Source organism: Paenibacillus periandrae, from assembly GCF_022458865.1.
GTDB classification, from domain to species: Bacteria; Bacillota; Bacilli; order Paenibacillales; family NBRC-103111; genus Paenibacillus_S; species Paenibacillus_S periandrae.
In genome coordinates, this window is record NZ_JAJNMU010000027.1 from 1 (window position 1) to 21,404 (window position 21,404).

At 45.6% G+C, this 21,404-nt stretch carries 22 protein-coding genes and 2 pseudogenes; 20 read left to right on the forward strand and 4 right to left on the reverse strand.

Annotation, left to right across the window (positions count from 1 at the left end):
- The first annotated feature begins 138 nt into the window (after nucleotides 1–138).
- From LRL21_RS35230 to LRL21_RS46460, 8 genes are all read left to right on the forward strand, one after another.
- A complete protein-coding gene (locus LRL21_RS35230) occupies nucleotides 139–300 on the forward strand; it encodes a hypothetical protein (protein WP_240420490.1) in 162 nt (53 codons plus the stop codon).
- A gap of 139 nt (nucleotides 301–439) precedes the next feature.
- Nucleotides 440–2,014 (forward strand): response regulator transcription factor, encoded by a 1,575-nt coding sequence (locus LRL21_RS35235; RefSeq protein ID WP_240420491.1) that lies wholly within the window; start codon nucleotides 440–442, stop codon nucleotides 2,012–2,014.
- Nucleotides 2,004–3,773, forward strand: coding sequence for a sensor histidine kinase (locus LRL21_RS35240; RefSeq protein WP_240420492.1), 1,770 nt, complete (start codon nucleotides 2,004–2,006; stop codon nucleotides 3,771–3,773). Before LRL21_RS35235 ends, LRL21_RS35240 begins: the two co-directional genes overlap by 11 nt.
- A gap of 82 nt (nucleotides 3,774–3,855) precedes the next feature.
- Nucleotides 3,856–5,193, forward strand: a complete 1,338-nt coding sequence (locus LRL21_RS35245; protein WP_240420493.1) for an ABC transporter substrate-binding protein — start codon at nucleotides 3,856–3,858, stop codon at nucleotides 5,191–5,193.
- 116 nt (nucleotides 5,194–5,309) lie between these two features.
- Nucleotides 5,310–6,263 (forward strand): carbohydrate ABC transporter permease, encoded by a 954-nt coding sequence (locus LRL21_RS35250; RefSeq protein ID WP_240420494.1) that lies wholly within the window; start codon nucleotides 5,310–5,312, stop codon nucleotides 6,261–6,263.
- Complete coding sequence (locus LRL21_RS35255; protein ID WP_240420495.1) at nucleotides 6,260–7,063, forward strand: carbohydrate ABC transporter permease; 804 nt, start codon at nucleotides 6,260–6,262, stop codon at nucleotides 7,061–7,063. The genes LRL21_RS35250 and LRL21_RS35255 overlap by 4 nt, the downstream gene beginning before the upstream one ends.
- 67 nt (nucleotides 7,064–7,130) lie before the next feature.
- A complete protein-coding gene (locus LRL21_RS46455; RefSeq protein ID WP_338044721.1) occupies nucleotides 7,131–9,086 on the forward strand; it encodes an alpha-mannosidase in 1,956 nt (651 codons plus the stop codon).
- Nucleotides 8,984–10,276, forward strand: coding sequence for an alpha-mannosidase (locus tag LRL21_RS46460; RefSeq protein ID WP_338044722.1), 1,293 nt, complete (start codon nucleotides 8,984–8,986; stop codon nucleotides 10,274–10,276). Before LRL21_RS46455 ends, LRL21_RS46460 begins: the two co-directional genes overlap by 103 nt.
- A 100-nt stretch (nucleotides 10,277–10,376) precedes the next feature.
- Here LRL21_RS46460 and LRL21_RS35265 read toward each other — a convergent pair whose 3' ends face one another.
- Nucleotides 10,377–11,264, reverse strand: a complete 888-nt coding sequence (locus tag LRL21_RS35265) for a ketopantoate reductase family protein (protein ID WP_240420496.1) — start codon at nucleotides 11,262–11,264, stop codon at nucleotides 10,377–10,379.
- A gap of 166 nt (nucleotides 11,265–11,430) precedes the next feature.
- Between LRL21_RS35265 and LRL21_RS35270 the strand changes: the two genes are divergently transcribed.
- The 7 genes and pseudogenes from LRL21_RS35270 to LRL21_RS35300 all read left to right on the forward strand — a co-directional run.
- Nucleotides 11,431–12,000, forward strand: a complete 570-nt coding sequence (locus LRL21_RS35270) for a TetR/AcrR family transcriptional regulator (protein ID WP_240420588.1) — start codon at nucleotides 11,431–11,433, stop codon at nucleotides 11,998–12,000.
- 279 nt (nucleotides 12,001–12,279) lie between these two features.
- Nucleotides 12,280–12,456, forward strand: a complete 177-nt coding sequence (locus tag LRL21_RS35275) for a hypothetical protein (RefSeq protein ID WP_240420497.1) — start codon at nucleotides 12,280–12,282, stop codon at nucleotides 12,454–12,456.
- Nucleotides 12,457–12,642: 186 nt separating this feature from the next.
- Nucleotides 12,643–12,825, forward strand: coding sequence for a hypothetical protein (locus LRL21_RS35280; protein WP_240420498.1), 183 nt, complete (start codon nucleotides 12,643–12,645; stop codon nucleotides 12,823–12,825).
- 616 nt (nucleotides 12,826–13,441) lie between these two features.
- Entirely contained in the window at nucleotides 13,442–13,657 is a 216-nt protein-coding gene (locus LRL21_RS35285) for a hypothetical protein (RefSeq protein ID WP_240420499.1), read from the forward strand.
- Nucleotides 13,623–14,063 carry a RidA family protein gene (locus LRL21_RS35290; protein ID WP_240420500.1) on the forward strand — a complete coding sequence of 147 codons (441 nt, stop codon included), beginning with the start codon at nucleotides 13,623–13,625 and terminating at the stop codon, nucleotides 14,061–14,063. The genes LRL21_RS35285 and LRL21_RS35290 overlap by 35 nt, the downstream gene beginning before the upstream one ends.
- Nucleotides 14,064–14,096: 33 nt before the next feature.
- Nucleotides 14,097–14,438: pseudogene (locus tag LRL21_RS35295) on the forward strand (hypothetical protein).
- Nucleotides 14,405–14,689 (forward strand): annotated as a pseudogene (locus LRL21_RS35300) (transposase); the annotation flags it as partial. The pseudogenes LRL21_RS35295 and LRL21_RS35300, both read left to right, overlap by 34 nt.
- Here LRL21_RS35300 and LRL21_RS47375 read toward each other — a convergent pair.
- A complete protein-coding gene (locus tag LRL21_RS47375; protein WP_240420501.1) occupies nucleotides 14,672–14,818 on the reverse strand; it encodes a hypothetical protein in 147 nt (48 codons plus the stop codon). The pseudogene LRL21_RS35300 and the gene LRL21_RS47375 overlap by 18 nt on opposite strands.
- 260 nt (nucleotides 14,819–15,078) lie before the next feature.
- Between LRL21_RS47375 and LRL21_RS35310 the strand changes: the two genes are divergently transcribed.
- The 3 genes from LRL21_RS35310 (at nucleotide 15,079) to LRL21_RS35320 (ending at nucleotide 17,792) form a co-directional block, all read left to right on the forward strand.
- A complete protein-coding gene (locus LRL21_RS35310; protein WP_338044724.1) occupies nucleotides 15,079–16,221 on the forward strand; it encodes an MFS transporter in 1,143 nt (380 codons plus the stop codon).
- A 121-nt stretch (nucleotides 16,222–16,342) separates the two neighbouring features.
- Nucleotides 16,343–16,663 carry an NIPSNAP family protein gene (locus LRL21_RS35315; protein ID WP_240420503.1) on the forward strand — a complete coding sequence of 107 codons (321 nt, stop codon included), beginning with the start codon at nucleotides 16,343–16,345 and terminating at the stop codon, nucleotides 16,661–16,663.
- A 175-nt stretch (nucleotides 16,664–16,838) separates the two neighbouring features.
- Complete coding sequence (locus LRL21_RS35320; RefSeq protein WP_240420504.1) at nucleotides 16,839–17,792, forward strand: aldo/keto reductase; 954 nt, start codon at nucleotides 16,839–16,841, stop codon at nucleotides 17,790–17,792.
- 6 nt (nucleotides 17,793–17,798) lie between these two features.
- Here the strand turns inward: LRL21_RS35320 and LRL21_RS35325 are convergent, their stop codons facing one another.
- Together LRL21_RS35325 and LRL21_RS35330 are read right to left on the reverse strand one after the other, a co-directional pair.
- Nucleotides 17,799–18,014 carry a hypothetical protein gene (locus LRL21_RS35325; RefSeq protein WP_240420505.1) on the reverse strand — a complete coding sequence of 72 codons (216 nt, stop codon included), beginning with the start codon at nucleotides 18,012–18,014 and terminating at the stop codon, nucleotides 17,799–17,801.
- A gap of 180 nt (nucleotides 18,015–18,194) precedes the next feature.
- Entirely contained in the window at nucleotides 18,195–18,920 is a 726-nt protein-coding gene (locus LRL21_RS35330) for a hypothetical protein (protein ID WP_240420506.1), read from the reverse strand.
- Between the two features lie 207 nt (nucleotides 18,921–19,127).
- On the opposite strand from LRL21_RS35330, the gene LRL21_RS35335 reads away from it, so the two are divergent.
- Together LRL21_RS35335 and LRL21_RS35340 are read left to right on the forward strand one after the other, a co-directional pair.
- Nucleotides 19,128–19,802, forward strand: a complete 675-nt coding sequence (locus LRL21_RS35335) for a response regulator transcription factor (RefSeq protein ID WP_240420507.1) — start codon at nucleotides 19,128–19,130, stop codon at nucleotides 19,800–19,802.
- Nucleotides 19,792–21,213, forward strand: coding sequence for a sensor histidine kinase (locus tag LRL21_RS35340; protein ID WP_240420508.1), 1,422 nt, complete (start codon nucleotides 19,792–19,794; stop codon nucleotides 21,211–21,213). Before LRL21_RS35335 ends, LRL21_RS35340 begins: the two co-directional genes overlap by 11 nt.
- The last annotated feature ends 191 nt before the right edge of the window (nucleotides 21,214–21,404 follow it).

The window sequence follows — 21,404 nt, forward strand, 5'->3', positions numbered from 1 at the left end:
TTTTCATAAGTATTATGTCATCCGTACTCATGTCGCAGCTTTCATGAAACGGGTTAATCAGAGCCCTCTTGAATTGATTGATCGGCTACTGGTTCGGGCGTAAAGATTTTCAGTTCAATCTATATAGTTATTGCCGACATGGTGAAAAACGGTTACTGCTCCCCTGTCCGTTTCCACTCCTCCGAATACGAGGAGCTGCGAGTACTCATGGCTAACCGGGCGCAGCAGGGAATTCAGCAACCGTTGGATGCAGTCGCTGCTGTTTGCCAACATGGCGCGAGAGATTTGGAAGAGCTTTAATAATCATCAAAAAAAGATGAAGCGCCCTTATCCGGAGCTCCATCTTTTTTTGTCCTATTCTGTATTCTACCCACTCCTAGCATTTCATTATATAATGATCAGGTTGGACAACTGAAGTTAGAGAGGGGATATAAACTTTATGACAACGAAAGTTATGATTGTGGATGATGAAATATTGGCCATAAACCATATCAAAAAAATGATAGATTGGCAGCAGTACGGGTTTGCTGTTGTAAGTGAAGCCACTAATCCCAGGATCGCCCTGGCTTATTTTGAACAGATGCAGCCGGACGTCATATTAGTCGACATCAGAATGCCGGTGATGAACGGACTGGAATTCAGCAAGAAAGTACTCTCTTCCGGTTACCCGGTCAAAATCGTCCTGCTCACCTCCTATAAGGAATTTGAGTATGCAAAGGAGGCCATAAATATCGGCGTATTTGACTACTTGCTGAAACATGAGGTACATGCCGATACCCTGCTGGCCGTATTGTCTAAAATCAAGCTTGAACTGGAGCGGGAGAAGATTCGCGAAAGCATGATCCGTAGGCAACTGCTGACCGATATCTTGTCCGGGCGATTAACCGCAGGACAGCAGAGCGCTCCGGCGTTGGAATCGGTACGGTCCGCAGGGGAACAGTTCGTTTTTTTTCTGCTGAAGCCAGACACACCTTTCCCTATCATGAGTCCTCATGAAAAGCAAGCGGGACAAATACAGATTGAATCGCCCTCAAGCACCGAATTTGCAATTGTTGAAATATTGCCGTTTGTGGGGGAATGCTTGGGAATTCTGGTGGCTTGTCCAAAGGTTCACAGCCAAAAACAGCTCAACGACCTGTTGTTTGCCTTCTGCCGAGACTTACAAAAAAAATACAGCTTCGAAAACGGCGATACAGCTTCTATTATTTTCTCTTTTCCGTTTTCCGATCTTTTCGAGCTATTTGCTATCGCAAAACAAGCGGAACGGTTTGTGCACAAAACCGTATTTTTCGGCAGGAATCAGTTCATGCAGCTGCACAATTTCACGATGGCACCCGATTCGGCCTATGCTTCATTGAAAGATCAAATCTCAAGCATTGGGAAGCAGCTAGACTCTGACGATACGAGCCTACTGGTTCATAATGTTGAGGAAGTTTTTCAGATGGTGTCGAAATATGTTGATGCTGATCTTCTGCACACCCTATGCCGCAAATTAATCGAGATATTAAATCAATTCAGAGCAATGCATCATATGACTGACTTGGAGGAGCAATTGAATCACGGGTTAATCGACTGTTCCCAGTGGTTTACGGTAAATGGCATTCGCGATTGGTTTGTGGGGATTTTTAAAGATTCGCTGCACGAAGCTCGCTGTAGAAAGATTCCGGAATACTCGCGTAAAGTTCGTCAGACCGTCGAATATATCCAGAATAACTATGCCGAAGATCTGACAGCGGAAGGACTTGCCGAACAATTGGCGATAAGAGGCGACCGTCTCAGGCATCTGTTCAAAGAAGAAACCGGTCAGACGATTTTGGAATATATCACGAAAGTCCGCATGGAACAATCGAAAAAACTGCTGGCGGACGGACGTTATAAAATATATGAAGTCGCCGACATGGTCGGTTATAGCAGCAGCCAATATTTCAGTCAGGTATTTCGGAAGATGTCGGGAATGACTCCCTTGGAATTTTTGGAGGGGAAAGTGAATTACACCCATGAAAATGAAAATTAGAACCAAGTTTATCGCAAGTACATTAATGGTTGTTTCGGTCTCTTTGATATTGAGCGGTCTTTTTACTAACAATTATGTAACTCGGATCCTAAGGGAACAAGCCATCAAGGACAGCATGACCAAACTGGCCCAAATATCGTCACAAATTCAGAAGGTCCAGGATACGGCGGTTAAAACCACGGAATATATCGTATCTGACAATGAGATCAATACACTGATTATCCCAAATTCCAGCGCGAGTCTCGAGCAGACCTATTTCCAAAAGTACAACATCCAGGAAAAATTAAAAAGGTTTACCGCTTTAAACATTTCAATTTTGAATGTGATGATCGTTCGGAATGACGGGGAAGTATTCTCTAGCAACTCGGGCTACGGGGATTACTTCACTGGGTATTTGCAGGAGTCTTGGTTTGTCCCTTTCCGAGAAAATCGCTTAAAGAGGGGCTTCTCGATTCCGCACAATTTCTTTTTCTCTAACGGGCTCCAGAAAGTGATCAGCTATGTCGTATCTTACCGAAACAGCGAGGACAAAACGTCGGAGAAATATTTCCTCGTGCTTGATATCGGCTATTCCGAAATCGCGAACGCCTTCAGTAAAGGCCAGAACGATTTCGAACAAATTCTTTTATTTAACGAAGAAGCCGACATCCTTTTCAACAGCCGGTCTGACCGCAAGTATGAAGATTATGTCGGACACACCTTTCTATCCAATCAAAACTTTTTCGAAAACAATGATTATATTGCAATCACCGATAACGTCATGAAGGATGGCTGGATGCAGGCAGGTATTATCTCCAAAACGAAGTTATTTGACAAAATCAATAAAATGTATATTTATTTGCTTTTTATTTTATTATCCAGTTTTTTATTTATCCTAATTATGATCCTGCCGCTCATACTTAACATCACCAAGCCGATATTGAAGCTCACACAAGCGATGAGACGTGTTTCAACGGGAGACCTCATTCCACAAATTTCAATCAAGAGCGGTGACGAAATGGAGATTCTCGGTTCAGGCTTCAACCTGATGGTGACTCAATTGAAGCATCAGATCGAATCCTCCATACAGCATGAAGAGTTGAAGCGCCAAATGCAAATCAATCTGCTGATGTCCCAGATCAACCCGCATTTCCTGTACAATACGCTGAATACTGTCATCTATTTATCAGAGGCCCGAAGAAACGAGGATGTGGCGAAGATTACAACAGCGCTAATTGATATCCTGCAGGATACGATTAAAACAGGAGAAGGGGGCGTTTTTTCCACTCTAAGAGAAGAAAAGAGCATCATTCATAAATACGTGGAGATTCAACAATACCGTTACCCCGAAAAATTTCGTTTGGAATGGGCTATCGACGACAATCTAATGGACATTATCATTCCGAGAATGCTGATCCAACCCCTTGTGGAAAATGCCCTGTTTCACGGCATATGTGCGTCCGAAAACTTCGGAATTATCAGCATCGGTGCCCGGCTTGAGGAAAAACATATCATACTATCCGTGGAGGATAATGGAATCGGAATGGAACAACAGACGCTGGAGCAGGTCCAAACCTTTTCCCACAATGGTAATAATGCAGACTCTATAAGGGGAATCGGACTTTCCAATATTAAAAACCGGATTCAATTTCATTATGGAGAAGATTGCGATTTAAACATCCGGAGCGCGCCCCTTGCAGGTACGGTCGTCAGCTTCCGGCTCCCTAATTACGGACCAAAGAAAGCGCTTAAAAAAGTACCGGTATTTTATACAAAATAGCCGGATTGTATAGTTCCTCCTTGAAAAGGGTGATGTTAAGATAAGGCATGTAAGCGCTATTAATCACTATGGAGGGGATCAAATGATTCAAGGAAAGACCAAAAAAGGGCTGACTATGCTCTTGACGCTCGTATTTCTAACAGCCATATTCACAGGATGCGGCAGCAACGAACCAAGCACGCCGGCAGTAGCGGAACAAGCGAAAAAAACCGAGGATCTCAAAGCGACCATTAAAGTGTGGGACTGGGATGAAACGTTTCTTAAAACGATGATACCGGAATTTAATAAGGTGTATCCAAACATCAAAGTGGAATATACGGTTGTGCCGAGTAAAGATTACTTACAGAAGCTGCAAAGCGGCATTGCCTCGGGCTCCGATGTGCCGGACGTCATTCTTGGCGAAGTTGGTTCCCGCGGGAAGCTGTTCGATCTGGATATACTCGAGAACCTGGAAAAAACCCCATACAATTTAAAAAAAGAACAACTGCTCGATTATGTTGTTCCATTTATGTCCAACAGTAAAAATGAATTGGTCGGTGTAGAGCAGTCAATTACTCCCGCAGGACTCGCTTATCGCAGAGATTTGGCTAAAAAATACTTCGGAACGGACGATCCGGTAGAATTGGAAAAGTTGCTTCCCGATTGGAATGCGTTCATTGTCAAAGGAGTTGAAACCAAAGAGAAGAGTGGAGGCACTGTAACCATGCTTCCTGGTGTTGGGGATGCATATACGGTTCTCAAAGGACAAGCTGCCAAAGAATATGTAAATGGCACGCAGATCGACCTGACTTCCCGTTTAAAGGAGCCACTGGAGACGGTGTTTAAAATGAGAGATACCGGAATTCTTGGCAAATACGAGATGAACACTCCAGGCTGGGCAGCTTCCATGTCCAAAGGTGAAAACATTTTCTATCTGTTTGCGCCATGGAGTGCTCAATGGGAAATCGCCTCCAATGACAAGGAAGGCAAAGGAAGATGGGGTCTGGTGAAAGCGCCGGGTGGCAGCTTTACACGAGGTGGAACATCGATCAGCCTGTATAGGGACAGTAAAGTTAAAGAAGCGGCATGGGCATATATCCAATTCTGCTATTTGACTGATGAAGGAACCAAAATCACTTTCCAAAAATTCGGGAACATTCCGGGTATCAAGTCATTCTATGAAAAGAATAGGGACCTTATTGAAAAAGGTTCAGAAAACGATCCTTTTTTTGGCGGTCAAAACCTAACGAAGTACTTTTTAGAAAAGATTGTTCCTGATGTAAAAGGCGAGCGTCAAACGAAATACGAATCTATAGTGAACAGCGTCTTTAAAACCTTGTATCCGCTCTGGACGAAAGATGGATCTATCAACGCCGGCAGCGCTCTAGAAAAGTTTAAAGCCGAAGTAAAAAATAAAGCGCCTGAAGCTACGGTAAAATAAATAATTACTGATTTGCTCGAATAAAGCAGCCGTGAGCGACTTGATTACTCCACCTCTGTTACGTGCTGCTTAATTCGTTTTTATATCCAAATATAAAAGGAGGAGTGAGTTTGACTATGGAAACCAGGACAACACTTGACAAGACCCTCCTGAGAACTTCTAAAAAGAGCCTTACGGGAATAAAGAAGTGGCCCTACATCTTTTCCCTTCCGTTCGTTGTGACATATTTGGCTTTTCATTTTTACCCGGTCGTTTACTCCTTTTATTTAAGCTTAAATGACTGGAACGGAGTGGGTCCAAAGACATTTGTCGGGTTCAAAAATTATGTGAATCTGCTGACCAACGATCCCCTGTTCTACAAATCACTCTACAATACATTTTTAATTATGCTGATGTCGCTTCCGGTAACCCTTTTTCTCGGCATGCTGCTAGCATATATCATATTTAACTTGACAAAGGGAAGGCATGTTTTTCAAACGGTCAATTTCTTGCCGTATATTACAACCCCTGTCGCTATCGGCTTTATTTTCTCATTTATGTTTGATTGGAAAGTCGGCCTTGTCAATCAATTGATTGTCAAGCTTGGATGGATGGAAGAAGGGGTCTACTGGTTGCAGGAGCCCTGGGCAGCAAGGTGCATCATTGCGTTTATGGTCATATGGAAATTTCTTGGCTACTTTATGGCCATTTATTTATCCGGAATGACAGCGATTCCTCACGATTTGTACGAAGCGGCCAGGGTGGACGGATCATCCGGCTTCCATTTGTTTACGCATATTACGCTGCCTTTGCTAAAGAACATTACAATTTTCCTTGTCGTTACTTCTATCATCGGAGGATGGCAGTTATTCGATGAGCCAAAATTGCTCTACGATGGGGCAGGAAGCAGTGGCGTCGGCGGCCCCGAAAATGCAGCTCTTACCGTAATCTGGAAATTTGTCGACGATTCGTTTATCTCCAATAACAGATTCGGCTATAGCTCGGCCATAGCTTATACTTTATTCGTTATCATCATCATTTTCTCTATCGCCAGTTATAAATTGTCTTCCGGAAGGGAGGAAAAGCTATGAGAATTTTGCTGTGGCTTTTATTGGGTATTATAACGATTGTGTCTTTAATCCCTTTTTACGTTATGCTGATGATGTCCACCTACTTCACTGAAGATATCTACTCAGGCATACCTCTGCTTCCCGGCGATTATCTGCTGGAGAATCTGAAAACGGTATTTAAATCCAATTTTTTTCGGGTATACACGAATAGTTTAATTGTATCGGTCAGCGCGGTTTTGATAGCGGTCTCGATCAGCGCGATGATCGGCTATGCCCTTTCCAAATTTCAATTCCGGATGAATCGATTCCTGAATTACTTCATTATCGTAACGATGATGGTTCCCTCTCAAGTAGGATTAATCGGATATATTATTGAAATGAAAAATTTGGGCATGGGCAACACCTTGATGCCGGTCATTCTTAGCTGGGCGGGTACTTCTTTCGGGGCATTTTTCATGGTTCAGTTTATTAAGGACACCGTTCCGAATGAAATCATCGAATGCGCACGAATGGACGGCTGCTCCGAGCCCTCGATATTCATCCGGATCGTTCTGCCGTTGATTAAACCTGGATTGGCGACATTGTCTACACTGGTCTTTCTGTGGTCGTGGAACAGCTACTTGCTGCCGCTTGTCACTATCAATAATGCGAAATGGTACACTATCCCCGTATTCGTTTCGACGCTGGGTGCCGTTTACCGGACGGATTACTCCGCACAAATGGCCGCTCTTGCAATGGCGACCCTTCCTGTATTGATCGTTTTCGTGCTGGGATCCAAAACATTCATTAAAGGCATCACCGCCGGAGCTGTCAAAGGATAGCCCCTGACTCTTAAACAAGATGGGCATAGTCCACTACGAGCAATTTACTATATATTGGGGGAACCATATGTTTCATACAGTTGAAAAGCTGGAAAAGCGCACCGGCGAATTAGAGCCGTTTCGATACCGGGACAAGCTGGAGCTTGGGGGGATGCGGATCAAGGAGGAGTTGGATACACAGACCGGTCTTTACCCTGAAGAACGCGGTGATTGGAGCCCGATCGGCCTGGGAGACAGATGGCAAGGCTATGATCAATATTTCTGGATTGCCGTGGATGCCACTGTACCGGAAGAATGGAATTCGAGCACAATTGTAGGCGTCTTCGATATGGGCGTCTCGGGAAGAGGAGCGATCAGCGGCTTCGAGTCTCTCCTTTTCGTAAACGGATCGCCGTACCAGGGTGTGGACAGCAATCATCAGGAAATGTTTTTCGAATCGAGCTTGGCAGGAACAACGGCAGCGCTTCGTTTCAGGCTGTGGACCGGACTGAATGGATACAACCCTGCACCGACTCCAATTGAATATAAAATTCAACGGGCGGAGCTGTGCCTGCTTGATGAAGCGACCGACGACCTTTATTTCACGGCCAAGGCGGTATTGCAGACCTTAAGCGTACTGGATGAAAACAGACCCGAGTACCACAGCCTGCTTCGGATGCTGGATCGCGCCTTTTTACGGATCGATTGGTCGCGACCTGGATCGGAAGCGTTCTACCTTTCGGTTCAAGAAGCGATTGATCTGTTCCGGGACGATTTGCTGAAGAATCCCAAGACGCACGCTGTCGTCGTTCAATGCATCGGCCATACCCATATCGATGTTGCCTGGCTGTGGAGGTTGCAGCATACGCGGGAGAAAGCGGCCCGGTCCTTCTCTACGGTGCTTCGCTTGATGGAGAAGTATCCGGAATATGTGTTTCTCCAGACGCAGCCTCAGCTTTACGAATATTTTAAGCAGGACTATCCCGAGCTTTATGAGCAAATCCGGGTTCGGGCGGCCGAGGGGCGATGGGAGGCCGGGGGTGCCATGTGGCTCGAAGCGGATTGCAATTTGTCCTCGGGTGAGTCGCTGGTGCGGCACATTTTGTATGGCACCCGCTTTTTGCAGAAGGAATTCGGGGTAACGTGCAATTATTTGTGGCTCCCCGATGTGTTCGGCTACAGCTGGTCCCTGCCACAGATCTTAAGGAAGAGCGGCATCACCATGTTCATGACTACGAAAATCAGCTGGAACCAATACAACCGCATGCCTCACGATACATTCGTCTGGCGGGGGATTGACGGCTCCGAGGTGATCACTCATTTCATTACGACGCCGGACCCGAGCCGTTCGGAGAATGGTGCTTTTTTCTACACCTACAACGGAGGGATCTCCGCTCAATCGGTACAGGGCATCTGGAACGGGTACCGTGACAAGGGAGTTAATCAAAAGCTGCTGCTTGCCTATGGATACGGAGACGGTGGCGGGGGCGTAAATCGCGAGATGCTGGAGATGCGCAGACGATTTGCAGAGCTTCCGGGGCTCCCTCATGTGACGACAGGCCGGGCGGACGATTATTTCGCCGAGCTGGAGCAAACGGTCCGCAATACGGATCAATATGTACATACGTGGGACGGCGAGCTGTACTTGGAGTTGCACCGGGGCACCTATACGAGCCAGGCATACACGAAACGAATGAACCGCAAGCTGGAGCTTATGTACCGGGAGGCGGAATTTCTTCAGGTGCTCAGCAGGGGAACGGATAAGTCCCTCACACCTGCTCAGGATTTGGCGGAGGGCTGGAAAATCATCCTGCGCAACCAGTTCCATGATATCATTCCTGGGTCTTCGATACGCGAGGTCTATGAAGATAGCAAAGAAGAGTACGCGGAAGCATTACAGCTCGCAGAGCGCAGCCGAGCCGAGTCGAGTCGTACCGGGCCTTGCTGCAGCCGGAGCCGTCGGCTTGGACGGTCGTTAACAGCTCGCCATGGCAACGAAATGATCTCGTCTTCGTTCCACTTACCGATGGCTCGGAGCGGGTAGAATGGGTGACCGGCTCCGGCGAGACCTGCTCGACTCAGCGTACCGAGGGCGGTTGGCTTGTGAATATAAGCAACATCCCCCCGATGGGGTATACGACGGTATTAGGTGCAGATTCGGAGAGGCCGGCTGTGTCGCCGCAATCCGTGCCCTTCCAATTCTCGGAGAACGGAATCGAAACTCCTTACTATACGTTGGAGTGGAATGGGCAGGGGCACCTCACCGGCATATACGATAAAGCCGCCGGAAGAGAAGTGCTCCTGCCGGGTCAATGCGGAAACGTGTTTGAGGTGTTCGAGGATAAGCCGAAGAGCCGGCATGAGGCGTGGGATATCGATCTTTATTATTTGGAGAAGCGAAAGGTCGTCGGCGATTGCGCTGAGGTTCGGCTTGTTGAAGCGGGGCCGCTCCGAGCGGTGGTACGATTCACATGGAATTATATGAATTCCAGCATCGTCCAGAGCATGGTCCTTTACTCTCATAGCCGCCGGATTGAGTTTCAGACGACCGTAGACTGGAACGAGCAGCGCCAGCTGCTGAAGGTTGCATTCCCAGTCAATATTCGGGCAACGGAAGCCACCTATGATATTCAATTCGGGAATGTGAAACGGCCGACTCACTGGAATACAAGCTGGGATTACGCTCGGTTCGAAACCGTCGGCCATCAATGGGCGGATCTGTCCGAGCGCGGGTATGGCGTTAGCCTGTTGAACGATTGCAAGTACGGCTACGATATCAAGGATCACGTGATGCGATTGACCTTAATCAAGTCTGCCCTTATACCCGATCCTACGGCTGATCTGGGTGAACATCAATTCACCTACGCGCTTTATCCACATCAAGGTGATTGGTTTGAAGGGGAGACTGTGCAGGAGGCTTGGTGTTTGAATAACCCTCCGTCAGCCGTATTGGGCAAACCGTCTGTCAGTAAGCAGTCCTTGTTTACGGTCTCTGCGCCTAATGTGTTTATCGATGCCGTCAAGTTGGCGGAGGAGGGTGAGGGTTTGATTATACGCCTTCATGAATTTGCATGCAGCAGAGGGTGTACAGACCTTTCATGCGGATTGCCGATTGCCATCTGGGAAGAAACCGATTTGCTCGAGAATGCAATTCCGGGAGGCAGCGAGGGCCAGGGTGACATTCAATTCGAGATCGCGCCCTATGAAATCAAGACGTTCCGGCTGCAGTTCTAGGTAGCAAATTGCAGCCGAAGCCATTACGGGTGTGATTGTATAAAAAAACTACAGCAGCAGCCTGGGATTTATTCCGAAGCTGCTGCTGTTTTATTGAACGTTAACGTTGTGCCATTACTTTGTGAAACGTTTCATCCAATAACATGATTTCTGCTTTTTGATTTACGGCATGATTACCAAGCTTAACATCAATGATAAAGTCATTACTCAACATCTGACGGTAACGAGAAATAATATCGATGTCAGGTAATTTTCCCATCACCCTCGTATCGGTTGGGATAACCGGAATTCCGGCCTGTTCTACCAGTTGAATGTTTTGTTTAATATCAGCTGCGATCTTACGTAGAATGCTTTCACTTTTGGCTGTCTCTACATCCACCATTCCGTCTTCTGTGTAGAAATGCTTGTTGACGATAGCCAAAGCAGTATGAGAGATATGGAATGCTAAAATGTTTTTTTGAATTTCATATTGCAAACCCACCGTTTCAAATATATGGGCAAGATCTTTTACTCTTTCGGTTATCAGTCCATTTATTTCACCAAAAATGGTTCCTTGATGTTTTTCGGATCCGAATTGGGCGTATAGAACATCCTCTTTAATGTCTCCACCGGCACCCGGGAATCCTGGGAGTAACCGATCACCCACGATTTTAAGCCAGTGATCATATCCCATGGTGTTGGTCAAGGTGACTATGGTCTTGCTCTGATTATTCTTAATAACAGTTAAGGCAGATTCGGCCTGATCATATCGTACGGGAACAAAAATGTAATCATAAACGTCATCATCTTCTAACTTATTTATCGTCTTGATCGATATTTGCTTGATCGTTCCATTATCGTTGTATCGTAGTCCGTTCTTCAGCTCATCCAATCTCTTTCCGCGTGCCAAGACTGTTACGTCCAGTCCGTACTGTGTAAATCGGAGAGCGTAGAGACTGCCAATCACACCAGCGCCGAATATCAAGAGTCTATTTTGTCTTATTCCCATTATAATCCTTCCTTCAGCTAAATAGTCAGAGTTTGCTTAAGCAACACCTGCTGGTTATGATGTTAATACCGCACTCTTATGAATTCAACTAGCAGATGATGTGGAAAGTAGTTTAAACAACACTCTAGGATATTTGATGTTTAAGGAGGGATTTGATTTGGTGAATATGCAGGATCCAAGGGTATTGCGTACACGACAGTTAATAAGGGAAGCATTCAGGGAATTATTACGGAGTAAAGGATTTGATGCAATATCGATAAATGATATAGCTCAGAATGCTACCATTAACCGCGCTACCTTCTACGACCATTATGTAGATAAATATGCTTTGCTTGACGAGACAATTGAACAGGCTTTTCATGGGATGATCCCTGAAGAAGTGATGTTAGCGGAGGAATTCACAGGAGAAATATGCGATCAATTGATATTGATGACACATAGCTATATTGTAGACTTTTATCGAATATGCAGAATGGATTCCAAATCTATTGCTAAACTTGTCGATGATAAAATAAAGAAAATGTTAGAGCAAACAATTGAGGGCATATTTATAAAAGGGGAAAATCACCAATTACCAGGCTACGATTATATAAAGATCATTTCGGCCATGACAAGCTCAGCGATCTATAGTGGTGCATTTCGTTGGTTTACGGACGGGGAAAATGATCGAACTGATTTACTCGTAAAGATTGTTCGTCCTTATGTGATAAATGGTTTGGACTTGTATCACAAGTGATGAATATATGGATTCAACGAGCTTGATCTAATTGCTGTTCTTCCTCCAGTTCCTATTGGCCTGTCGAGCCGCTGCTGTTCATCTTCCTGGAAGATCGTCGCGTTCGCTGTGGGCACGGCTCGATGTCCGCTCAAATTATCTCAGAGGATGAGTTATTCAGAATTTTCCACCATATAATCTGATTTTATAAACAATGTCGCGAAGAGCATTTCCACCACAAATTCCGAATAGCCAAAAAATATACGTATCCTATCTACCGATACCGAGATCGTCATTCGAATGGGGTTGGAAAACAGTAGTGGCCGCGAATATGATTCTTTTCGATTCCGCAAATACATGATGCATCCCGGCAACAGTCGGTTTGAGCCGTTGTTCGAAATCGCAATGCAGAAGGAACTTAATAACCTCCTGCTCGAATGGCTAAACGAAGAGGCGGAGGGAAGGGATGGAACTTAATTCTTACTAAACAACCGACGTCGCCGATCTACACCTCAAGGCTATGACCCACCCAGCCGCACGAGGCGAACGGTTTCTTGCCACAAGTGGGGATTTCATGAGTGTTCGCCAGATAGCCAATCGCTCAAGGATGGCGCTGGCGACGTTGGCCGCAAAGTTCCGCCCCGTCCTTTTCCCAACTTGCTTATGAGCATGGCCGCGCTATTCGATGCCGAAGTCAGAGGTTTTATGCCCGAGCTGGGTAATAACAAAAATGCGTTCAATGATAAGGCATGTCGCCTACAGGGTTGGATGCCGAGGAGCCCGAGGGAAGCGGTTCTCGTCACGGCCCAGAGTCTGTTTGAACTGGGGCTGCTGAAATCTGGCTAAACGGAGCGAGATAGGTCGAAGCATAATGAGTGCCTAATTGGAATGTTGCCGGATTTAGAAATCATTGATACTGAGTCGCATTTACCTATATATTGGAGCCTAGGTCTTTTTATAACATGGGGATGGCCGTCGCATAATTTAGCGGGAATAAGCCCAACATGTCTATGAAGTCCTCCTTCCTATTTTCGGGTTCATTTATGAGGGTCAGAGGGGAATATCACGCTTCAGAGTCTAAAACGTTATAAATGTTTTTTGGAGGTTAAAATGACCGGGATTCCTTTCATAGATAAGGAACCCCGGTCTATTACTTTATTATCACCGAACATAGATAACGCTACAATTTACACCATTCCCACACGAGTGGTGTTTTTATCCTTTGAGAGGATTAACATTGATAATACGTGGGGATTGCAAAAAGGAGTTGTTGCACTGTGATCGTTGGAGTCAGAGTGGGATAAAGGGTCCGGTTTTTTCATGAAATGAATTTCTTAGCGTACGATTTTTTCCGTATAGTGGGGGGACCCCTACTAGCAAAAGTTTATGCATCAAAATAAGCCCGAGATGTATCTGTACCGGTACAGGTGTGTTTTTTCTTATATTGTAGCACATAATACATATGTTTAAAATGAGTGGCGAGGCGGCATTTTTCAATGATTACGGCCAGAATCAGAAAGTTACCGGTAGAATCATCATCACATCTTCCAATTTGAGCCCGGTAGGCGTTGATTATATAAAACGAGGCTTGATCGCATTCGAAACGGCAGTTCCAGATTTCAAAAAGGAGGCTTTATTAAAAAATGAAAAAAACGATTGTTTTGCCTGGTTATGTTGACGATATGCCATTTTCGTTAGGATATGAAGTGAAGCATGGAGCAACAACCTTATACCTCTCGGGTGCAACGGCCTATCCTCTGTATTACAATCACCCCTCTTTTGGTTGGGTTCCAAAGTCCGAGAGAAGCGATACGGGTATGTCTCTGCCGAGCTCGATTAAAGAACAGACGCAAATTGTTCTTGAAAATCTCAAAATTGTCGTGGAAGCCGCTGGAGGTACGATCAACGATATTGTTAAGACAACCATCTTTAATAAGCGTATGGATTTGCAAAATGAAGTAAACGAAGTCTATAACGCCTTTTTCAATGGACACAGACCGGCTCGTTCTCATATCGGAGTGTCTGAACTTGTCAGTCCTGATCTTTTAATCGAGATCGAAGCGATCGCTATATTGGAAAAATAAGGAAACAATTTTGAGCCGTAAACACACCCAAGCATAGAAACATCCATCATTAATAAATGATGGGCAGAAGAACTCAAAAAATATCCAGAAAAAGTATACTCTTCACCAATTCCATAAGGTTTACCCTGATGTAAACATAGACGTGGAAAACGAACAAAAATTGGTTGAAACGCATGGTAATCTTCTATTGCAGTTCCCTTACTGTATGCGAATTATCGTTCATTCTTTGCGTTTTTTGGTACGGAAAACGAGCCGGGTAAAAATGTGCCCGGCGCGGAAAGTGAGACGTCTACGAAGATCTGTAAAACAAAACGTGTAACAAAACAACGAAACATGGGCATATTGGTGAAAATGAGTCCTCGAAGTTCTGGCTAAGCGTCTTAACGGAACTGAAAAACCGCGGCGTACAAGACATTCTGATCACCTGCGTCGACAATCTGACGGGCTTTTTCCAGGCCATTGCCGCCTGCTACCCCCAAACGGTAATCCAGAAATGCATTATCCACCAAATCCGCAATTCGGTCCGCTACGTGTTGTATAATGATTTAAAGAAGGTCACCGCCGATCTGAAACCGATCTACAAAGCAGCGACCGAGGAAGCGGCTCTGCTAGAACTGGAACGGTTTAAGCGATAGGAAAAAGCCCACTAACGTGAACAGAGATGTCACGAGAAAAATATCTTGAATGTTTCGTGCAAACAGCCAGCCGGCCAATACGGACATGATCGCGAACGCGGCAGTACCGATCGTGCGCACGCTAGTAAAACTAACGATCCCCTTTGACGGTAGCTCCAGAGTAATGGCATCGCTCAATGGGTTAATCGCTATCCGGAAGAGGTAGTTAATGGACATGGTGAGAAAGCAGTAGCCACATTGTATTGCCCAACCAAGCAATAAGCCATACGCAGCAGCCACTAGGGCTGCTTTTTTCGATTTCAGAACCCAAATGTCTTCCCACAGCCCGCCGCTCTTGATACAATAGTGGGAAATGTCTGAGCGTCGAGAGGGATGTAAGCGTGGTCTACTTTTTGCTTTTTTATATGGTTATTTATATGGGAAATGCGGTGTATGGTACGTTTCTGCCGATTTACTTTCAATCTGTTGGAGCAACACCTTCAGAAATCGGTACGCTGCTAAGCCTGGGACCGTTAGTTGCTCTGCTGGCCCAGCCCTTCTGGGGTTCGCGTGGGGACCATGCCAACAATAAAAACACGATACTGATGATTTTAATCATCGGATGCGGCAGTATCATGCTGTTTTTTCCGTTGTCCACTATGTATGTGTTTTTAATGTCGATGGTATGCTTGTTTACATTCTTTCACACCTCGATCTTTGCCATTAGTGATGCGATTACTCTACAGGAGCTGGAAAAGCAAAAGCGCTGGTCATTCGGCCTGATCCGCATGGGTGGAACGGTTGGCTTTGCTTTGATGTCGATTGCTTTTGGCTTTATAGCGAAGCTGAACATCAATTATTTATTTCCAGTCTATTCGCTGATCATGCTAGTCGCCCTGCTGCTTTTACTTCGTTTCCCGATGGCCCCCGGCTACCGGATGACTGGTGATAAAGTGCGGATATGGGTGTTATTCAAACAGCGAAAGCTGATGATTTATTTGGGGATCAATGTGATCCTGCAAATAACATTAGGATATTACTATACGTTCTTTCCCGTATATTTTAAGTCAATGGGGGGCGATAGCGTTCTTCTTGGTTGGTCCATGGTGATCTCCTCGATAAGTGAGATTCCTTTTTTGCTGGTGGCAAAGCGCGTATTTGAGCGGGTACGGATGACACATATATTGTTGATTGCCAGTATCGCAACAGCCCTTCGTTGGTTTGCATTTTCGCTTACGGATAATCCACTTTGGGTGCTGCCTGCCCAGCTTCTGCATGGATTGATCTTTATTGTGCTTTCTGTGACGATGGCGATGTATATCAATCAGGAGGTTCCCAAGGAGCTAAAAGCCAGTGGCCAGACTTTGAACGGTCTGCTCAGTTTGGGCGTTGCCAGAATTATTGGCAGCTTTATCGGGGGATATGCCAGCGAGGCGGTTGGAATGAAAGAAGTGTTTTTTTATAACGGGTGGATTGCCCTTGGCTGCGTTGTTAGTGTCCTGATCGTGAATACATGGGATAAAAAAACTGCCACTTCTGCGTAAAAGGACAGAGGTACTTTACTTCACGAAACTAAGTTTCAAACAATTCAGTCATTTTCGATAGTGGATTTGTCACTTATAATAAGATGGATAGGTCATATAATGGGGAAGAGAGGACGATCTGATGCTGTATGAGCTTCGAATTTATTATATTCATCCTGGCAGGATGCAAGCAATCAACGACCGTTTCGCGAATCACACCTTGAATATTTTTTCTAGGATCGGGATGAAGGTTATTGAGTTTTGGGAAGACACGGATACAGAGAGCAACAAATTGTATTACTTGATGGAATTTGCCAGCCGTGAAGAAAGAGATGCCAAATTCGAGATTTTCAGAAACGATCCGGAATGGCAAAAGGCTAAAAACGAGTCAGAGCTGGACGGTGCTATTGTTGAACGGATAGAAAGCGTTTTCTTGAAGCAAGCTGCTTACTTCAATCGATAAGATAGGAATCCTAGAAGTGCAGCGAGACTTATTCACCGGACTTTTAGATTCATTATGCCAGCTTTGCCAAGGCAAAGCTCAGTAGAAGCTTACGAAGATAGCTTTGCCAAAGCAAAGCTCAGTAGAAGCTTACGAAGAAAGCTTTGCCAAGGCAAAGCTCTAAGGAGGAAAACAAATGGAATATGTCAGATTAGGTAAATCAGGACTGAAAGTGTCAAGACTTAGCTTGGGCTGCTGGAATTTCGGGAGTCCAACTCCTCCCTGGGGGAAGCCGGGTAAGGTGACGCCTACAGATTCGTTTCGTATTATCCGTGAGGCTATCGATCTCGGGATTAATCTGTTCGATAACGCTAACCGCTATACGGGTGGAGAGGCTGAAGAAATCCTTGGCAGAGCGATCAAGGGGCGTCGTCACGAGGTTGTCGTGGCTACCAAGGTGCATGGTGACGTAGGTCCAGGCATTAATAACAGAGGCCAATCCCGTCTGCATATTATGCAGGAGGTCGAGAACAGCCTGCGGCGGCTGGGCACTGACTATATTGATTTGTACCAGGCCCATAACGTTGACTATGAAACTCCGCTGGAGGAGTCCTTACGCGCTTATGATGATTTAATCCGACAAGGTAAGGTTCGCTATATTGGCTGCTCGAATTTCCCTGCATGGGTGTTGACGAAAGCACTTTGGGTCAGCGATGTGAATAAGCTTGCCAGCTTTATCTCGGTGCAGCCTAATTACAGTCTCGCAAACCGGGCGGTGGAGAAAGAGCTGCAGCCATTGTGCGTCGATCAAGGAATAGGAATGATCCTCTACAGTCCGATGGGCGGCGGTATTTTATCCGGTAAATATGAGTCCAACATTCCAAGGGGAAGCCGTGGAGCCGAGGAACCGGCCGTTGCGGAACGAGCTAAGAAATTTCAGGAGGGTGTTCAGTTGTTAAAGGACATCGCCAACGAGCTTGGCAAAACACCTGCACAGGTCAGCTTGAACTGGATTGTGAATCGTCCCGCAGTTTCAGCTGCCATTATTGGCGTGAGTAAGCTTGAGCAGCTGCATGAAAATGTAGGTGCTGTAGGCTGGAGCCTTAGCGAGGAGCACACGCGACAAATTGATGAGGCCTTCCCGGTTTAAAGCAAATTAACGCTGTTTGGTCTCGAAAAACTCACAAGCTGTTCTCGGGTAATAAAAGAGTCCACTGACGCCGGATTGCACAACGATGGTTTGATCGTCAAAGCGGGTAATCACAACTCCGGAATCTATAATATGATCATCTTTGAAGATTCGGATGAGAGCTTGTTTGTCCATGGCTTCATTAAATTCCTGATCGGTTTCCAGTCGGCGATTTTGTGCCATTGTATTCTCTCCTCCACTTATGTATGAATCAATATCCACACCTCTATGACATTGTAGCAAAAGTTCAGTCAGTAGTCATGCGGTAGATGAATAATGACAAAAGGGACAATCTCCTATAATCCGAGGATTATGGGGATTGTCCCTTATTTTAAGTATAATGCTCACCTTGAAGGTGACGAATTACTTAGCTGCTGCAGCCGCTGGAGTCGTGGAGGATGCTTTTGGTTGGCGTTTTTCATCAACCTGCTTGGTGATTCTTTCCGTTTCTTTCTTGACAAGGCCATCAATCAATTGCTGCTTGCTAACTCCTTTTTCCTGAGCGATTTCGCTTAGAGACTTACCAGCCTTCAATTGATCCCCGATCTCCTTGGCTGTCAGACCGATAATCGAGGAAGCTGCCTCCAGGCCGCCGCCCGGACCTCCAAAGCCACCGTGTCCCTCAGGTCCCTTGCCGCCACGTTCGCCTGGGCCGCCTTTACCGCCAAACGCTCCGGCTTGATCCACTCTCTTGGTGATCTCCTCCAGCTGCTTAGCTTTTCTTTCATCAGCTTGTGCTTGTGTGATTTTGCCGTCTGTAACTGCCTTGGCCAATCTATCAGCATCCTGCTTCACAAGAAGATCGATGATTTGCTGCTTGGCTATGCCTTTGGCTTCTCCAATAGCCGCCAACGATTTGCCTGCTTTCAATTCGGTATGAAGGGTAGCTTCATCAATAGTTAAAAGAGTCAATAGCTCCTGATTGGCGATACCGCCAAACTTCACCTTGTCTCCACCTTTGAATCCTTGTGCCTTGTGTTCAGTTGATGTATCGGTGGATGTCGACGTCGTAGCTGACTGTGCGTATGCTGTACCGGCAAGTGCCATAAGGGCAAGTCCTAAAGTAATGGGCAGTAGTTTCTTTTTCATACTAGAAATCACTCCTGATTGGTTTATTTTGGTTACGCTTCTTGGCGCATTCTTAATATATCCTTGCAAAGTGAAAATTAGGTGAAAGGAACATTATTCCTACATAAAAAAAATTTTGTCTGCGAATAGGAATCGAATGAAAAGTTTTCACTGATTTTTCATGTAATCATGGTATGCTTTCTTCTATAGAGAAAGGGGTGCAGCGCATTGAATATTTTGTTAGCCGAAGATGATGCTCGTCTTGGCGAGCTGATCGTACATATGCTGAAGAGGAAAGCCGGTTATCAGGTAGATTGGGTGATGACAGGTAATGATGCCTGCGATTATGCCCTGGCTTCTCATTATGATGTCATCATTATGGACTGGATGATGCCTGATGGCAATGGTGTTGATGCTTGTCGGACCCTGCGGAAATCAGGATATTCAGGTGCAATACTGATGCTGACTGCAAAGGATTCATTGGAGGATCGGGTCGAGGGATTGGATGCCGGGGCAGACGATTATCTTATTAAACCCTTCGAAATAGCTGAGCTGTTGGCTCGATTACGTGCGTTATCCCGCCGCAACTATGCACCGATTACGGAAGAGGTTGTCCATTTTCAAGATATGAAGCTTAATCGTACCGGATATTCCGTGCAACAGGGTGGAGTCATGATCCAGTTAACCCCACGCGAATTTCAGCTGCTGGATTTGTTGGCACACAATAAGGGTCAGGTGCTGACCCGGGAAGTGATTTTGGATCGGATATGGGGTTATGATACCGATGTTTCGGCCAAGATCGTGGATGCAACCGTCAAGCTGCTTCGCAAAAAGCTGGAACCATTCGGTTCGGAGGAACTCATACAAAGTATTCGCGGGGTGGGATATAAGCTTGAAGGATAAATGGTTGAAGTGGATCGTCAGGCGTTGGGGGAGTGATATCTTTCAGCGCACACAAAGCCGTTTGACGCTTGTGTATAGCGGACTTTTGATGCTTTTTCTTGTTATTTTTATTGTGATTGTGTATGCATTGCTCTATTTTATCATCCTCAATGATCAGGAACGTGAAATCGAAGCGATGGTTGAACAAGAGGTGCGGCTGATCGAGGAGCATATGAATACGAATAAAACACTGGACACGCGAATGCTGGAGATCCAGGGTGTAATCGGACCCTCCCAGGACCAGCTGTTTAATTACATTATAGGTCCAAATGGCCAACTGCTATATGGAAATGATATCGGTCGGGGGCTGCGTCCTCAGCTGGTAGGTTTGTTAAAGGGCTGGACACCCAAAAAAAATGAACTGCGCTATGACAAGCTGAGATTATCCAAGGAACGATTTGGAGATCGCCGTTTTCCTCGTGGGTACAACAAACCTTTGGATCAGGAGAATACTCAGGAAATTCGTTTGCTGGCAGCAGGGAAAGCGATTATGCAGGGGAATAAGCAGGTTGGTACTTTATATGTAGGCAAAAACATTTCCTATAATTATGAGTTGTTTAATTGGTTATTATATATTTTTGGCGGATTGGCTGTATTGTTTTTTGGACTAGCTTTATATATGAGCCATATCATGTCAAGACGGGCGATGATCCCGATCATACAATCCTATACGAGGCAGCGTGAATTCGTAGCTGATGCCTCGCATGAGTTGAGAACACCGTTAAGTGTCATGCTGTCGTCCATCGATTCCTTGGAAATGGAACAGACGGAGGATACGGATCCATTTGTGCGCCGGCTGCTGGTTAATATGAAGGATGAGGTAAAACGCATGTCGCGACTTGTTAGTGATCTGCTGCTGCTGGCTCGTTCGGATACGCCGGAATATGCTTTACATTGGGAAGCTTTTGATTTGAAACCATATGCCGAAATGATTGTGGAATCCATGAAAAGCTTATCCGGTTCCAAGCAAATAGATCTGCAGATGGTTGCCTCGGGTAAGCTTGAAATCGAGGGAGATATGGAGCGCTATAAGCAGCTGCTCATTATCCTGCTGGATAATGCGCTGAAGTATACGCCGAGCGGCGGCAAGGTCACATTGAGGCTTTCAATAAATGCCAACGATCTCCATCGCAAGCTCATCATAGTCGTTGAAGATAATGGAATCGGGATTGCGGATGAAGAACAGAAGCAAATATTTCTGCGTTTTTATCGCTCGGACAAATCCCGTTCCCGACAGATGGGCGGACATGGTCTGGGGCTGGCTATTGCGAAGTCGATTGTAGATGCCCATCACGGTACCATTGAGGTTAGCAGCACGCTTGGCGAAGGAACGAGTTTCACCGTAACACTCCCGGCCGTCAGGGTTAGATGAATGGAGCGGGATGCGATCAGAGATTGAATGTACAGCAGATACCCTGAGACGACAGTTTTGAGGGATCTGCTTTTTGCGTACATACCAGAACGAGTAAGTCGTCTTGCTATTAGCGTATACAAAAACAATGCAGAATAATGTTCAGTTTCCACAGAATGGGTAATAAGTATTATCTCGCGTGTTTGTTCATC

Excerpts from the sequence above, each read along its gene's own strand:
- LRL21_RS35285 (WP_240420499.1), top strand. The coding sequence starts at position 13,442 with ATGTTTAAAATGAGTGGCGAGGCGGCATTTTTCAATGATTACGGCCAG.
- LRL21_RS35250 (WP_240420494.1), top strand. The coding sequence starts at position 5,310 with ATGGAAACCAGGACAACACTTGACAAGACCCTCCTGAGAACTTCTAAA.
- LRL21_RS46455 (WP_338044721.1), top strand. The coding sequence starts at position 7,131 with ATGTTTCATACAGTTGAAAAGCTGGAAAAGCGCACCGGCGAATTAGAG.
- LRL21_RS35230 (WP_240420490.1), top strand. The coding sequence starts at position 139 with ATGGTGAAAAACGGTTACTGCTCCCCTGTCCGTTTCCACTCCTCCGAA.
- LRL21_RS35255 (WP_240420495.1), top strand. The coding sequence starts at position 6,260 with ATGAGAATTTTGCTGTGGCTTTTATTGGGTATTATAACGATTGTGTCT.
- LRL21_RS35320 (WP_240420504.1), top strand. The coding sequence starts at position 16,839 with ATGGAATATGTCAGATTAGGTAAATCAGGACTGAAAGTGTCAAGACTT.
- LRL21_RS35325 (WP_240420505.1), bottom strand. The coding sequence starts at position 18,014 with ATGGCACAAAATCGCCGACTGGAAACCGATCAGGAATTTAATGAAGCC.
- LRL21_RS35315 (WP_240420503.1), top strand. The coding sequence starts at position 16,343 with ATGCTGTATGAGCTTCGAATTTATTATATTCATCCTGGCAGGATGCAA.
- LRL21_RS35245 (WP_240420493.1), top strand. The coding sequence starts at position 3,856 with ATGATTCAAGGAAAGACCAAAAAAGGGCTGACTATGCTCTTGACGCTC.
- LRL21_RS35280 (WP_240420498.1), top strand. The coding sequence starts at position 12,643 with ATGAGCATGGCCGCGCTATTCGATGCCGAAGTCAGAGGTTTTATGCCC.
- LRL21_RS35330 (WP_240420506.1), bottom strand. The coding sequence starts at position 18,920 with ATGAAAAAGAAACTACTGCCCATTACTTTAGGACTTGCCCTTATGGCA.
- LRL21_RS35235 (WP_240420491.1), top strand. The coding sequence starts at position 440 with ATGACAACGAAAGTTATGATTGTGGATGATGAAATATTGGCCATAAAC.
- LRL21_RS35290 (WP_240420500.1), top strand. The coding sequence starts at position 13,623 with ATGAAAAAAACGATTGTTTTGCCTGGTTATGTTGACGATATGCCATTT.
- LRL21_RS35240 (WP_240420492.1), top strand. The coding sequence starts at position 2,004 with ATGAAAATTAGAACCAAGTTTATCGCAAGTACATTAATGGTTGTTTCG.
- LRL21_RS35270 (WP_240420588.1), top strand. The coding sequence starts at position 11,431 with ATGCAGGATCCAAGGGTATTGCGTACACGACAGTTAATAAGGGAAGCA.
- LRL21_RS35275 (WP_240420497.1), top strand. The coding sequence starts at position 12,280 with ATGGGGTTGGAAAACAGTAGTGGCCGCGAATATGATTCTTTTCGATTC.
- LRL21_RS35265 (WP_240420496.1), bottom strand. The coding sequence starts at position 11,264 with ATGGGAATAAGACAAAATAGACTCTTGATATTCGGCGCTGGTGTGATT.